General features: G+C 50.8%; 10 protein-coding genes. 5 read left to right on the forward strand and 5 right to left on the reverse strand.

Annotation, left to right across the window (positions count from 1 at the left end; translation table 11 throughout):
* The first annotated feature begins 238 nt into the window (after positions 1-238).
* Positions 239-1,264 carry a Fe(3+) ABC transporter substrate-binding protein gene (locus tag ACW44H_RS16000; RefSeq protein WP_457505538.1) on the forward strand — a complete coding sequence of 342 codons (1,026 nt, stop codon included), beginning with the start codon at positions 239-241 and terminating at the stop codon, positions 1,262-1,264.
* 86 nt (positions 1,265-1,350) lie between these two features.
* On the opposite strand, the gene polA is transcribed toward ACW44H_RS16000, so the two are convergent.
* Entirely contained in the window at positions 1,351-4,140 is a 2,790-nt protein-coding gene (gene polA, locus ACW44H_RS16005) for a DNA polymerase I (RefSeq protein ID WP_457505540.1), read from the reverse strand.
* 219 nt (positions 4,141-4,359) lie between these two features.
* On the opposite strand from polA, the gene ACW44H_RS16010 reads away from it, so the two are divergent.
* Together ACW44H_RS16010 and speA are read left to right on the forward strand one after the other, a co-directional pair.
* Positions 4,360-5,319: a homoserine kinase gene (locus ACW44H_RS16010; RefSeq protein WP_457505541.1), complete on the forward strand. Its 960-nt coding sequence runs from the start codon at positions 4,360-4,362 to the stop codon at positions 5,317-5,319.
* Positions 5,316-7,238 (forward strand): biosynthetic arginine decarboxylase, encoded by a 1,923-nt coding sequence (gene speA, locus ACW44H_RS16015; protein WP_457505543.1) that lies wholly within the window; start codon positions 5,316-5,318, stop codon positions 7,236-7,238. Before ACW44H_RS16010 ends, speA begins: the two co-directional genes overlap by 4 nt.
* A 145-nt stretch (positions 7,239-7,383) precedes the next feature.
* On the opposite strand, the gene ACW44H_RS16020 is transcribed toward speA, so the two are convergent.
* From ACW44H_RS16020 to ACW44H_RS16035, 4 genes are all read right to left on the reverse strand, one after another.
* Positions 7,384-8,049 carry a fumarylacetoacetate hydrolase family protein gene (locus ACW44H_RS16020; protein ID WP_113268946.1) on the reverse strand — a complete coding sequence of 222 codons (666 nt, stop codon included), beginning with the start codon at positions 8,047-8,049 and terminating at the stop codon, positions 7,384-7,386.
* 118 nt (positions 8,050-8,167) lie between these two features.
* On the reverse strand, positions 8,168-9,166 hold the full coding sequence (gene thpD / locus ACW44H_RS16025) for an ectoine hydroxylase (protein WP_457505545.1): 999 nt from the start codon (positions 9,164-9,166) through the stop codon (positions 8,168-8,170).
* A gap of 144 nt (positions 9,167-9,310) precedes the next feature.
* Positions 9,311-9,952 carry a hypothetical protein gene (locus ACW44H_RS16030; protein ID WP_457505547.1) on the reverse strand — a complete coding sequence of 214 codons (642 nt, stop codon included), beginning with the start codon at positions 9,950-9,952 and terminating at the stop codon, positions 9,311-9,313.
* Between the two features lie 90 nt (positions 9,953-10,042).
* Positions 10,043-10,852: a Crp/Fnr family transcriptional regulator gene (locus tag ACW44H_RS16035; RefSeq protein ID WP_457505549.1), complete on the reverse strand. Its 810-nt coding sequence runs from the start codon at positions 10,850-10,852 to the stop codon at positions 10,043-10,045.
* A 353-nt stretch (positions 10,853-11,205) separates the two neighbouring features.
* On the opposite strand from ACW44H_RS16035, the gene ACW44H_RS16040 reads away from it, so the two are divergent.
* Both ACW44H_RS16040 and ACW44H_RS16045 read left to right on the forward strand, forming a co-directional pair.
* Complete coding sequence (locus ACW44H_RS16040; protein ID WP_457505551.1) at positions 11,206-12,030, forward strand: hypothetical protein; 825 nt, start codon at positions 11,206-11,208, stop codon at positions 12,028-12,030.
* Positions 12,031-12,047: 17 nt separating this feature from the next.
* Positions 12,048-14,090, forward strand: a complete 2,043-nt coding sequence (locus ACW44H_RS16045) for a CocE/NonD family hydrolase (protein ID WP_113268941.1) — start codon at positions 12,048-12,050, stop codon at positions 14,088-14,090.
* The last annotated feature ends 36 nt before the right edge of the window (positions 14,091-14,126 follow it).

Consider the following 14,126-nt stretch of genomic DNA (forward strand, 5'->3'; position numbering starts at 1 on the left):
TCACCTTTGTTAAGTGCCACGGCCCAGGTGAGCAAATAACACCTGTAAAAACCTAAACGCGGATTCAGTACATTTGAAAGTTGTTTGCATTCTATTTTTTATCGCGAAGAGATGCACGTTTAGTCAGTTTCGTTGAATGCGTCTGGTTAGCATTCAACTTGACCTCAACGCTGATACACGCTTGAATGCTAAACTTGTAAATGTAAATTATTATCAAATAACGACGGAGTTGACGGTTATGAAAAAGGCACGCCTAACGCTATCAATCGCCGCCATTATGGCAGGCTCAGCTGTTGCAGGTACCAGCATGGCTGATGAGCTTAACCTTTACTCTGCACGCCATTACGATTCTGACGAACGTCTTTATGATGCCTTCACCGAAGAGACCGGCATCGAAGTCAACATCCTTGAAGGTGACTCCGACCAGTTGATCGAACGCATTCAGCGTGAAGGCGTTGCCAGCCCAGCTGACGTCATGCTTACCGTTGACGCAGGCCGCCTGTGGCGCGCGGAAGAGGAAGGCATTTTCCAAAGTGTCGAATCCGACGTTCTCAATGAGCGCTTGCCCGAATCCATGCGCCACCCTGACGGCCTGTGGTTTGGCTTTAGCCAGCGTGCACGGGCAATTTATTACAACCGCGACAATGTTGATCCAAGCCAGATCACAAGCTACGAAGACCTCGCCGATCCGCAGTTTGAAGGCAAAGTATGCATCCGCTCTTCCAACAATATTTACAACCAATCATTGCTGGCTGCGATGATTGAGCACCACGGTGAAGAGGGTGCTGAAGAGTGGGCTCAGGGCGTTGTCAATAACATGGCGCGTGCCCCGGAAGGTGGCGATACCGACCAAATTCTAGGCGTTGCCAGCGGAGAGTGCGACATCGCGGTAGCGAACCACTACTACTATGTGCGTCTGCTGAAGTCAGACGACGACGCTGACCGCGAAGCCGCCCGTAAAGTCGGCATTATTTTCCCCAACCAAGACGACCGTGGCACCCACGTTAACGTGGGCGGCGCTGGTGTTGTAGAAGGCGCACCTAACCGCGAAAACGCCGTGCGTTTCCTTGAGTACTTGGCGTCAGACACAGCTCAGGAGATCTTTGCCTCCGGCAATAACGAGTTCCCAGTGGTTGAAGGCATCAAGAAAGACCCGGTGCTGGAATCCTGGGGTAACTTCAAAACGGATGACGTCAACATCAGCGTACTGGGTGAAAACAACCCTGAAGCGATCCGTATCTTTGACCGCGTTGGCTGGCGTTAAACAGCAACGCTAACGATCGCGCCTAACCCAACCCCGCAGCCTGGTGGCCGCGGGGTTTTCGTTTAATTAAAGGATTGCATAGTGCGTTAGTGCGCCTCGTCCCAGTTGACGCCGCTCTCCGCTTCAACAATTAGCGGCACTTTCAGCTCAGCCGCGCCCTGCATGCGCTTTTGCACCTGCTCAATAAACGCCTCGACCTGCTTCTCGGCCACCTCAAACACAAGCTCATCGTGTACCTGCATCACCATCAGTGCGTCGAATTCGCCTTCCGCTAGCCATGCATCCACATCAATCATCGCCTGCTTGATGATATCAGCCGCCGTGCCCTGCATGGGCGCGTTAATCGCAGTGCGCTCGGCCCCTTGGCGACGGTTACGGTTTTGCGACTGAATTTCCGGCAGGTATAAACGCCGACCCAGCACGGTTTCGACAAAGCCATCTTCCGCTGCCTGGGTGCGAATACGCTCCATATAGCGGGCAACGCCGGGGTAACGGTCAAAGTAGCGGTCAATGTAAGTCTGGGCTTGATTACGTTCGATACGCAGCTGACGCGACAGCCCCCAGGCACTCATGCCATAGATGAGCCCGAAATTGATCGCTTTGGCGCTGCGTCGCTGGTCACCCGACACTTTATCAAGCGAAGTGCCAAAGACCTCTGCCGCAGTGGCCGTGTGAATATCACGCCCTTCGGCAAATGCCTCCAGTAGCCCTTTATCTTCGGAGAGATGCGCCATAATGCGCAGCTCAATTTGCGAGTAGTCAGCCGCAACAATGCAGTAGCCAGGGCGAGCGATAAACGCCTGACGAATTTTGCGCCCCTCTTCGGTACGAATCGGAATGTTTTGTAAGTTCGGGTCCGATGATGACAGGCGCCCGGTAGCAGTGACCGCCTGGTGATAGCTGGTATGCACCCGTCCAGTGGCTTTATTGAGCAGCCGCGGCAGCTTGTCGGTGTAGGTGGATTTCAGCTTGGCAAGGCCACGGTGCTGCATAATCACTTTGGGCAACGGGTAATCCAGCGCCAGCTCTTCCAGCACCCCTTCCGCGGTGGAGGGCGCGCCTTTGGGGGTCTTTTTAAGCACCGGAACTTTCTGTTCTTCAAATAGAATCTGGCCGAGCTGCCTGGGTGAACCCAAATTGAACTCGCGTCCGGCCAGCTCATACGCCTCGCGCTCCAGTTCACGAATACGCTGCTCTAATTGCTGGCTCTGTTCGTGCAAGCGTTCGGCATCTACGGCAACGCCGTTGCGTTCAATACGCGAGAGCACTTTGATGAGCGGTAACTCGATATGATCAAGGACTTCCGCCAAGCGCCCTTCGCTCTCGACCTGGGGGCGCAGCGTTTGCTGCAACCGCAAGGTGATATCGACATCCTCACAGGCATAAGGCGCCGCTTGTTCCAAGGCAATTTGATTAAACGTCAGTTGCTTGGCGCCCTTACCGGCAATCTCTTCAAAGGAGATAGTTTTTTCGCCCAAGTACCTCAGCGCTAGCGAATCCATATCATGGCGAGTGATGGTAGAGTTGAGCACATAGGAGGCCAGCATGGTGTCTGCAAACGGGCCGACAACAGCAATCTCGTAGTTAGCCAGTACCGAAATATCGTATTTGAGATTTTGGCCAATCTTGGTTTTGCTCGGGTCTTCCAACAGCGGTTTTAATGCCGCCAACACTGCTTTACGATCAAGCTGCTGCGGCGCATCCAGATAGTCGTGACCCACAGGGATATAGGCAGCCTCCCCCGCTTCCAGCGACACACCGATGCCGACAATTTCCGCATCCATGTAGTTGAGGCTGGTGGTTTCCAGGTCGAAGCAAAAGCGCTCAGAGGTTTGAAGACGTTCAAGCCAGCGATCAAAGTCTGCTTGGTCTAAAATGACGTGATCTTCGCGAACAGGCGGTTTAGTAGAAGCATCCGACTCCTCGGACTCGCTCTCAGCTTCATTGGCGCTAGCGGGGGCTGGCGTGCCGCTTTTAATGTCATCGACACCTTCGTCTTTACCTTCCAGCAGTTCACCCAACCACTGACGGAACTCCATCTCTTTATACAGTGTGACGAGCGCCTCGCGGTCCGGGTGGGCGATATCCAGGTCATCCAAGCCTACTGGTAAGTCACAGTCGACCTTAATGGTTGCCAACTGATAGGAGAGAAACGCCTGGTCGCGATGCTCTTCAAGCTTCTTGGATAAGGTTTTTGCCCCCCGGAAGGTCAGCGTTTTCACCCGCTCCAAGTCACCGTAGATAGTGCTCAAACCGCCGCCCATACCCTGCAACAGGCCAATAGCGGTTTTTTCACCTACGCCGGGCACCCCGGGAATGTTATCCACCTTGTCTCCCATCAGGGCGAGAAAATCGATAATCAGCGCGGGGGGCAGGCCGAACTTCTTCTCCACACCTGCTTCGTCGAGGGTTTCATCCTTCATGGTGTTAACCAGCGTGATGTGGGCATTGACCAGTTGCGCCATGTCCTTATCGCCGGTAGAGATCACCGCGTCACGCCCCGCTTGGGTGGCGTGGTGTGCCAATGTGCCAATAACGTCGTCCGCCTCTACGCCTTCAACGCATAAAAGTGGCAAACCTAGCGCTTTCACACAGGCATGCAGCGGGGCGATTTGGCTACGCAGGTCATCGGGCATGGGTGGGCGATGTGATTTGTAGTCGCTGTACATGTCATCGCGAAAGGTTTTGCCCGGCGCGTCGAACACCACTGCCATCGGGCTTTGCGGGTAATCCTTAATCAGCCGCTTGAGCATATTTAAAACGCCCTTCACCGCGCCGGTTGGCTGACCATTGGAGGTCATTAGCGGTGGCAGCGCATGAAACGCACGGTAAAGATACGAGGAGCCATCGACGAGAACGATCGGAGCGCGAGCCATAACCAAGTTCCATAGTTGAAAAAAACATTGTTGAATAACATTGCTTAAAAAGAGTTGATCATATGATACGCGTTGCGCAAGCTGCCTGCAGAACCAAAGCGCTCCTGTTATTACATTCAACTATTACATCAACTACCTCCATTAACGAAGACAACAACGCTGCCAACTGAGCGACCAAGCCGCTACAATAATGGGCTTAGCAACCTGGGCGAGACTCTCATGGCTGTATTCACCCCGCTTAGCGACGCACAGGTCGCCGCGTTTTTAGAAAAATTTGATGTTGGTAGCTTCGTTTCTCTTCAGGGAGTAGCGGGTGGAACCGAAAATTCGACCTTTTTTGTGACCACCGATCGCCGCGAGCTCGTTTTGACGTTGTTCGAGCAGGGCGAGCATGAAGAGCTGCCGTTCTTTGTTGAACTGCTAGATTATTTAGACGAGCACCGCCTACCGGTGCCCGGCACGGTACATGACCGCGAAGGCGTTGCGCTACATAGCCTGGAGGGCAAACCGGCGCTGCTGTTTCCGCGCCTGCCCGGTCGCCACCCAGAGGCTCCCAACCTAGCTCAGTGCCACGCATTGGGTGATATCCTGGGCCGCCTGCACGTGGTGTCGAAGCGCTTTCCCGGCCACCGCCCGAACCCGCGAGATCTGAACTGGTTGCATGTGATGCACCATAAAGTGTTGAGCTATTTAAGCCCGGCTGATCAAACATTGATGAAAGACGAGGTCGATGATTTCGAAAGCGCCTTCAGTCAGCACGGGGAGCTCCCACAAGGGGCTCTGCACGGTGATCTATTTCGCGACAACACCTTGTTCGAAGGAGATCAGCTTGGCGGTATTATCGACTTTTATAATGGCTGCACCGGCGACCTGCTGTTTGACTTGGCGATTGTGATCAACGACTGGGCTTCGGACGCTGATGGTACGCTCAATGCAGAGCGCTACAATACACTTTTGAGCGCCTATCTAGCACGCCGGCCATTAACGGCTGACGAGCGGGAACTGTGGCCCACCATGCTACGCATGACGGCGCTGCGCTATTGGCTGTCGCGCCTATTAGTGGTTTACGTTGACCCGCCTGCCCACGATTTAACGCCTCATGACCCCGAACGTTTCCGAACCATTTTAAATGCGCGCATTGCTCACGGTGCGCTGCCGCTGCCTGAGGTTTCTGTATGACTGTGACGGCCACTACTACTAGTCCTGCGCTACGCGCTCGGCGCACCTGGAATATCGACCAATGGGGCAGCGGTTACTTCGACGTGGATGACCACGGCCAAGCTCTGGTGCGCCCGCTGGGCAGCGATGCAGAAGGCCCCGCCTTACCCCTGAGCGGGCTGGTTCGCCAACTGCAAAGTGCCGGGTTACGCCTGCCGGTACTGGTGCGTTTTAGCGATATTCTCCACGACCGGGTTGAACAGCTATGCGGCGCTTTTGATGCCGCCATGCGCGACTGTGAGTACCAGGGCGGCTACACCGCCGTTTACCCGATCAAAGTAAACCAGCAGCGCCGGGTAGTCGAAGAAATTCTGGCCACCGCCGAACGTGGTAGTGGCCGTGTCGGGCTGGAAGCGGGCAGCAAGCCGGAGCTGTTGGCCGTGCTGGCGCTTTCCGACAGCGGCTCCTCACTGATCGTTTGCAATGGCTATAAAGATCGCGAGTACGTGCGCTTGGCGCTGCTGGGTGAAAAGCTCGGCCATAAGGTCTATTTGGTGGTCGAGAAGCTCTCCGAGCTGCAGCTGATTTTGGAAGAGGCCCGCGAGCTTGAGGTGACGCCCCGTATCGGCCTGCGCGCCCGCCTTGCCTCTGTGGGTAAAGGTAAGTGGCAAAATACCGGCGGTGAAAAATCCAAGTTCGGCCTGACCGCCAGTCAGATTCTTGACGTGGTCGAAACGCTACGTCACGAAGACGCGCTGGAAAGCCTGCAGTTAGTACACTTCCACTTAGGCTCGCAGATCGCCAACATCCGCGATATCCAGCGCGGCCTGCGCGAATGCGCTCGCTTCTATCAAAACCTGATGCAGTTGGGCGCGCCCATCGATACCGTCGACGTTGGGGGCGGTTTGGGGATTGATTACGAAGGTACCCGCTCGCGCAGCTACTGCTCGGCGAACTACTCCATGCAGGAGTACGCCCGTAACGTGGTCAGCGCTTTTTCCCAGCTTTGTCAGGAAGCCGACCTGCCCCAGCCCCATCTGATCAGCGAATCCGGTCGCTCTCTGACCGCCCACCATGCGGTGCTGATAACCAATGTGATTGGTGAAGAGCGCGTTAATGCCACGCCGCCTGAGCGCGTCACCCAGGAGCAGGACTCGCAGGTAGAAGAGCTGTGGCGGGTATTTGACCAATTGGCCGATACCCAAGAGCCACGAGTGCTGGTAGAAGCCTGGCACGACCTGCTGCAAGCAGTAAGCGAGCTGCAGGATCGTTTTGTGATGGGCCTGAGTGATATTACCGCCCGTGCCGAAGGCGAGCGTGTCTATATGGCCGCCTGCGCGCGACTGCGCACGCAGCTCGACACCCGCAACCGTGCCCATCGCGAAATTCTGGACGAGTTAGCGGAGAAGCTCGCTGACAAGCTGTTCGTCAACTTCTCGCTGTTCCAGTCGGTACCTGATGTGTGGGGTATCGAGCAGATATTCCCCGTGCTGCCCCTCAGTGGACTGGATCAAGCACCGACACGGCGGGCAGTCATCCAGGACATTACCTGCGACTCAGACGGCCGCATCGACAGCTACGTCGACGGTCAGGGTGTGGAAAGCACGCTACCACTTCCAGAGTGGGCCTCTGAGGATGAACGCTGGTTAGGGTTCTTTCTGGTGGGTGCCTATCAGGAAATCCTTGGTGACCTGCATAACCTGTTCGGCGACACCGACTCTGTTGATGCCGCGCTTAATGCAGACGGCGAGTGGACACTTTCCAACCCGCTGGCGGGTGATTCGGTGGCGCAAGTACTTGCCTACGTTAACTTCAATGCCAATGTGCTCAAGCAAAAGCTCACTGACCAGTTAGCGGCAAGCGGCTTTTCTGCCGAAGAGCAGGCACGCTTTGCAGCAAGCTTAAGCGAAGGGCTCGAAGGCTACACCTATCTTGAATAACCTCTTGGATAGCCTCTTGAATAGCCCGGTTTGAACGATCCCAAACTAGAAACGCCACCTTGATTGTGAGGTGGCGTTTCTATCGATTTAACACTACTTTTCGCAGCTTTCTATACTCAGTCTCGTCCTTACTCCACTCTTTTCCTTACTCCACTACGCTGGTGTTGATTTCCAAACCGCCCGTTAAGGTTAAGCGCAAGGATGAGCCGCGAACAAGCTCTCCAACACCTGAAGGCGTACCGGTCAAAATGACGTCGCCGGGTTCGAGGGTAAAGTGGCGGCTCATTTCAGCCACCAGGGAAGGGATTGCAAAAATCATATCAGCTCCCTCACCGTGCTGGCGCTCTTCACCGTCAATCTCCAGCGTGAATGCTAGCGCATTCCAGTTGGGAACACGGCTTAAAGGCAGAAAAGGCGAAAGCGGGCAAGCACCATCGAACGCTTTGGCGATTTCCCACGGGTGCCCTTTCTCTTTTAACGTTGTCTGGATATCACGCAGTGTTAAATCCATTGCCAATCCAATACCGACAATCCCACGCTCGGCTTCATCCATAGTGGCATGGGTTAACGTTTCACCCACTAATAGCGCAAGCTCTGCCTCATAATGCACGTCGCCGCGTGAAAACGGCGGATCCAACGGTTTGGTCAGATCCACAACGCTGGTCGATGGCTTTATGAACAGCAGCGGTTCCGTGGGAACTGGATTATCCAGCTCTTTTGCATGTTCGGCATAATTACGGCCGATGCAGACAACCTTGCCCAGCGTGTGGGGAAACTCCTGGCCGTCAGTAAACTGTGGGACAAAACGCATGGCGGGCATTCTCCTTCTCATTATGCGTGCCGCATTCGCAACGACAGGCGCAACAGTTTACCCCACCTATACGAGGGTTCCACACCCTCTGGCCATGAATTTGTTTCCCCACTTCACGTTAGCGATATTGCTGCGCCGGCTGATCAGGGCTGTGGGCCAAGAAATCAGGCCGCTGTTTAGCCGCTGCATAAGGCGCATCACAACGGTTATCCAAGCGGTTAAAAACGAAGAACACGTTGCTACGCGGATCGGGTGAAAGGTTAGCATTCGAGGCGTGCAGCGTATTGCAATCGAATAGCAGCAAACCGCCAGCCTTGCCTTTCGGCGCCTCAATGCCATGTTCAGCCACTAACTCGGTAAGCGCTTCAGGGCTAGGCACACCCACTTCTTGCGCTTTAAGCGAGCTTTTGTGGTTATCTTCCGGCGTTTCCCCCAGGCACGGCACAAATTTCTTGTGCGAACCAGGGATCAGCATTAAAGGGCCGTTGAACTCGTGGTTGTCGGTTAGAATCAGCGAGGCGCTAACCGCATGCATAGCAGGCATGCCATCTTCCGCGTGCCACGTTTCAAAATCGGAATGCCAGTTAAAGCCCTTACCGGCAAATCCAGGCTTATAGTTAATCCGTGACTGATGCACATAGGGGTCGTCACCAATGATTTGGCGAGCGGCCCCTGCGACACGCTCATCGCTGGCCAGTTTACCCAATCGCTCAGAGAGGAAATGCACCGCAAACAGCGAGCGAATTTCCTGGCTTTCGGGCTCCGTAACGCTGAATTCTTTATCACGGTATTCATCTTTGCTCATCAGCGCCTTCATTTCTTGACGCAGCTCATCAAGCTCAGCGCCTTCAATCAGGTTGGGGATAAACAAAAACCCTTTACGCTCGAATTCATCAAGTTGCGCTTGGCTTAAGGGGCCGGAAAGCTGACGACCCTTGACGACTGCGTCCTGGCGCGGCAGCCAAGTGCTTTCAGGGGTGTAGGACAAACGCGACGGGTAGACATCCTGTCCCTGTGTGCGCTGAACCTGAGTGTTGTGAACGTTGGGTGTATCGGCCATTTCGCTATATTGCTTATGGGCGGTTACAGAATTTAGCGGTGTGCTTTTGACTGTCATCTAATCCACTCCTTGTATGATTAGGTTTCAGATCGAACCATGTTGCAGGGGATAGCGTAGACAAACAAAATCAGCATGCAAGGTTAATAGCGACTTTCATAACGTGTGTTACGAGAAAAATGCTGAAATTCGTTATTTCTCCCTTTAATTAAAACCCGGGTAATCACTACGCTCCTGCTTTAAAGCCTTCATTAACTTGTTCCGTTCATGGCGGGTTGACCAAGACGTAGTATCCCAGCTTAACGCTTCAAAAAAATCACCCTTTGAAGAATGCTTAAACCTGAAGTGCCTCGAAGCGCCTAAAAATGCATTATCTGGACCATGGATAAAAACAACAAACACATTAACAGTGTCACCTGACTTAACACTAATAGTATCTTGTTGATGGTACTTATTATCTTGTGAAACGCAAGGATAAAAAACACCACCAATTTCTATTTTAAAGCATGTGCCTGGCACTATAGTGCCCTGATACTCTTTTTTATCCTCATCATAAACTTCTTTTTTAAAAAGCATTTTTCCATGCAAATCTTCGAGATTATATAATTCTCTAGAGACACTATTTTCAACGCTAAAGAAAACATTCCTAACATAAACTGCCTCACCCGCCATGTTAGTAAAAACAAGCCTCATATTTTTACAGTCATGGCCTTCCATATGAATAATAAAGCGAGGTCGACGCTGACGCCGAGCTTGTAAATAAAAAAGCTGGGCAAAAGCAATCCATACAAGAAAAGTACCTACCTCTACAAAAGCCATCACTGGGTCATAATACTTTTCAAGCATAAATACTCATTTAAATGATTCTCATAAGCATAAAAAAAGCATCAATAGCCAGGACTTCCTCATTCTCACGAAAGCCCCACAAACCTTCTATTAAACCAAGCGAACATGCCCATAAATTAAAGACTCATCAAATCCTGTATACTCAGCTAACAGCTCAGGCTCCAAAAGCTTGATAGTATTTCTACTTTTACGGATCATCTTTTTTTGTTCTAACGCCGTCATACAGCGACTGACGTGAACGTTGGTAATGCCCAAAAGCTCGCCCACCACTTCCTGCGTAATAGGGAAAGCGAATACATTTGAGTCAATCATCCCTTTAAACTTATACCTGGCATATACCTCAAGCAAGAAATGCGCTACACGCTCTTCTGCTTTATGGTGGGTGCAGCTCCTCAATCTTTCAATAGCGATATTGTCGTTAACCATTATATAAGAAACGACCGCGCTTTTAATATCTGAGTAGTCTTGAAAAAGCGCATGTACATCATCGACAGACACTTTATCTAACAGGCAATTCTGCAAGGCTAATAAAGTAATATCATGGTTATCAAAAAAGCTCTCTCGGATGCCGACAATATCACCCGGCATATAAACATTGCATATATCTTGCCCACGATTCTTAATCGAGTGACACAAACTGACCCAGCCTTGTTTTACTATAAATATTTCCGCCCTCCCTTGGCATAAAGAATACAGTTTTTGATTTCTCTTAAACTCCATACTTTTAAGATTAATAGCGGACAGTTTATCCAACGCTTCTGACCCGAGCCCACCATAGCGACTTAGAATATTGCCAAGAGTCGTCATCTTGGTTTGTAGCATTGTCACGTCGGGTATTTGAGCATAGCCACTGCTTCCTCTGGCAACTTCGCTATGTATATCAATCGCATTATTCGTCATCTCCACACTCCCTTGTAGTTAGACAAAAATTATATTGCTAAAATTCAAGTTAAAATATGTGCACACCTTTAAAGCTAAATTATGCAAAACTATAGCTAACGATGTGACAACCAACAAGATCAATTTTGCCACCAGCATGCTATGTTTTTAACAATTGTTAAAAAATCATACCAATCATTATTTTACCTTTAAAAATCCATGCTTTATAACTATAAAACTTGGCTATCACAACGGCTTAATTTTCATTGAACAACAGATATCATTTCAATGTTATAACCTATGTTATTGTTGGTAAGTATAATCATTTAGAGACTTTCATATTATCGCTACTTTCAATCTTTAAGGGACTTATCATGAAAAGGAATATATTTACAGTAGCGCTAGAGGAGAAGCCAAAAGCGATACTTGGCACTTTGTGGCAAAGTGGGGACCCGAAGATAATTAGCCTGCTAAATTTATGCACGGCTGTTGAGGCAGACAACTTCTCTTTTAAAGATGGATTATTCTCAGCAAGAGAAGAATTAGCATCCTACTCAGACTCCGTTGATACCATTGTTGCTCAATGGGACTTTCCTATCAGTGCTTTGGTACCTACTCCCAGCAAAGAGCATGAAATTACCTCTTCCTCTGTGACCAGCGCTTTAAAATGCGAACATAAACGCTGGAGCCGAATAGAGCAGTCCCAAGTCATATCTGAGGCTGTACCTCGTTATTATGGGGTTGAACCTTTTGCAGATTTACCGTTTGAACGCGTTACATTAAGTTATCCTTTTAGGATTAACCCCGTAAAAGCACTCTCTCCTTATCACGACTTTAAAAATGAAAATTTCGATCCGGCTATTAATGAAGCAATAATCAATACTAACCAATTAGGCGCTCCTCAAGAAACTATGTTTCAAGGTGAGTTAAATGTGAGTGGCATTACTTCGCAGCCTAAATCAGACATTCCAAACACGCTGTTTGACCGGTTAGCGTACTCCAGCAACTACCCCGCACATGACCATCATAAAATGGTTGAAGTCCTCAGAAAATTTCTTGAGCATATTGGTTACGATAACGCCTGCTTCAATGTTAAATCCATGTGGAGTGAAGCAGACGCTAATCAGGACCAAGTTGAGGAGCAGTTTCAGAACTGCTTGAAAGCTCTCAAGTTTGACATCGAACATTTAGACGAATGAGCAAATAAGAGGCGATCATGCAAATAGTAGAATCATTTCCCTATTCAATACGTGAAATTGAGAACGTCTTCATTCCTATGCGGGACGGAAAAAGGCTAGCCGCCCGTATTTGGCTTCCCGAGAAAGCAGAGTCTTCACCGCTACCCGCCATCATGGAGTATATCCCTTACCGTAAGCGGGATATTACACGCGGCAGAGATGCGACTAACCATGCGTATCTAGCGGGCCACGGTTATGTCTGTGTGCGTGTTGATATGCGCGGAAGTGGCGATTCAGATGGGGTATTGACTGATGAGTATACCCAGCAGGAACAACAAGATGCGGTTGACGCTATAGAGTGGATTGCCCAACAGGATTGGTGCAATGGCAAGGTAGGCATGATGGGTATCTCGTGGGGAGGCTTTAATAGCTTGCAAGTGGCTGCCAAGCAGCCCCCCGCGCTTAAAGCCATCATTAGCATTTGTGCCAGTGATGACCTTTACGCTGATAATATGCACTATATGGGTGGGTGCTTATTGGGCGATAACTTATCTGAAGCGACCGTCATGTTTGCCTTTAATGCGTTACCACCTGATCCAGAGATTGTCGGCGATAGCTGGCGAGACATGTGGTTTGAACGCATGGAGAAAAGCGGCTTATGGATCGATCAGTGGCTTAAGCATCAACGTCGAGACGCTTACTGGTCGACCAGTTCTGTGTGTGAATATTACTCCTCCATACGTTGTCCGGTTTATGCGATCGGGGGTTGGGCCGATGGGTTTACTAATACGGTCTTTAGGTTAATGGAGCACCTTCAGGTGCCGCGTAAGGGTCTGATAGGCCCCTGGGGACATAAATACCCGCACCAGGGAATGCCGGGGCCCGCCATCGGGTTTCTGCAAGAAGCACTTCGTTGGTGGGATTATTGGTTAAAAGATGAGCCGAACGGGATCATGGATGAACCCATGCTGAGAGCATGGCAACAAGATAGCCTGCCTCCCGATAACTCTTATGACGACAGGCCCGGCCGTTGGATAGGCGAGCGTCAGTGGCCAACGAATAATGTCCAAGAGCGCGGTTACGCATTGTTGCCCTACCAGCTAGTGGCAGAGCCAGAAAGCCAGCCAGCACTTAATGACACTGATGAGTATGCCTCAATGGGGTTACAGTCACCGCTTAGCGTCGGGCTGGAAGCGGGTAAATGGTGTTCTTATACAGCCACCCCGGACCTGCCTGGTGACCAGCGAGAAGAGGACGGCGGCTCGCTTATCTTTAGCACACCCAGCTTAACCTCACCGCTTTGTATTTTTGGTATGCCCACATTAGAGCTAGAGGTATCGAGTAACAAACCCCAAGCGATGTTGGCAGTACGCCTTTCAGACGTAGCACCGGATGGAAAGTCAACACGGGTGTCCTATGGGTTACTCAACCTTTCTCACAGAGATGGTGACGCACACCCAGAACCCCTGGAGCCTAACCGCCACTATCGCGTGAAGGTATTGCTCAATGGGATAGCGCAACAGTTCCCAGCTGGCCACCAATTGAGAGTCTCTATATCGACTTCTTATTGGCCACTCGCGTGGTTACCGCCAGAGCCTGCACAAGTAGATATTCATTTGAAGAATTGTAAGCTAACGCTTCCCGTTAGAGAGCCGCAAACGAACGACGCCGACCTTTCACCGTTTGATGAACCACAATCGGCACCTCCGCTTGCTACCACGTTATTGGCACCTAGCGAGCATAACTGGCTATTGCATCGAGACTTGGCCACTAAAGCATCGACCCTTGAAGTGATTAACAATCAGGGGCGTTTTCGCATTAATGACATTGGTACAGAAATTCATCGCAGCGCCCGCGAGTATTACCGCACGGTTGATGATGATTTCACTTCCGCACGGGGTGAAACGATCACAGAATCCTGCTTTAAAAGAGGCGATTGGCATACAGAAGTGTACACAAGGACCACGCTAAGCTGCACTGTCGATAACTTCATTGTCCATGCCCAGCTTGATGCTTATGAAAATGAGTATCGTGTCTTCTCTAAAAACTGGGAAAGTGTCATTCCTCGAGATAACGTATAGATTTTATTATCTCTATTTCTATCACCAAGCGTCGCC

Source organism: Vreelandella sulfidaeris Esulfide1, assembly GCF_054072535.1.

What these genes read in the sequence shown, in the direction of transcription:
- ACW44H_RS16030 (WP_457505547.1), bottom strand. Translation starts at nt 9,952, where the DNA reads ATGCTTGAAAAGTATTATGACCCAGTGATGGCTTTTGTAGAGGTAGGT.
- ACW44H_RS16020 (WP_113268946.1), bottom strand. Translation starts at nt 8,049, where the DNA reads ATGCGTTTTGTCCCACAGTTTACTGACGGCCAGGAGTTTCCCCACACG.
- ACW44H_RS16010 (WP_457505541.1), top strand. Translation starts at nt 4,360, where the DNA reads ATGGCTGTATTCACCCCGCTTAGCGACGCACAGGTCGCCGCGTTTTTA.
- thpD (WP_457505545.1), bottom strand. Translation starts at nt 9,166, where the DNA reads ATGACAGTCAAAAGCACACCGCTAAATTCTGTAACCGCCCATAAGCAA.
- ACW44H_RS16045 (WP_113268941.1), top strand. Translation starts at nt 12,048, where the DNA reads ATGCAAATAGTAGAATCATTTCCCTATTCAATACGTGAAATTGAGAAC.
- ACW44H_RS16040 (WP_457505551.1), top strand. Translation starts at nt 11,206, where the DNA reads ATGAAAAGGAATATATTTACAGTAGCGCTAGAGGAGAAGCCAAAAGCG.
- polA (WP_457505540.1), bottom strand. Translation starts at nt 4,140, where the DNA reads ATGGCTCGCGCTCCGATCGTTCTCGTCGATGGCTCCTCGTATCTTTAC.
- ACW44H_RS16035 (WP_457505549.1), bottom strand. Translation starts at nt 10,852, where the DNA reads ATGACGAATAATGCGATTGATATACATAGCGAAGTTGCCAGAGGAAGC.
- ACW44H_RS16000 (WP_457505538.1), top strand. Translation starts at nt 239, where the DNA reads ATGAAAAAGGCACGCCTAACGCTATCAATCGCCGCCATTATGGCAGGC.
- speA (WP_457505543.1), top strand. Translation starts at nt 5,316, where the DNA reads ATGACTGTGACGGCCACTACTACTAGTCCTGCGCTACGCGCTCGGCGC.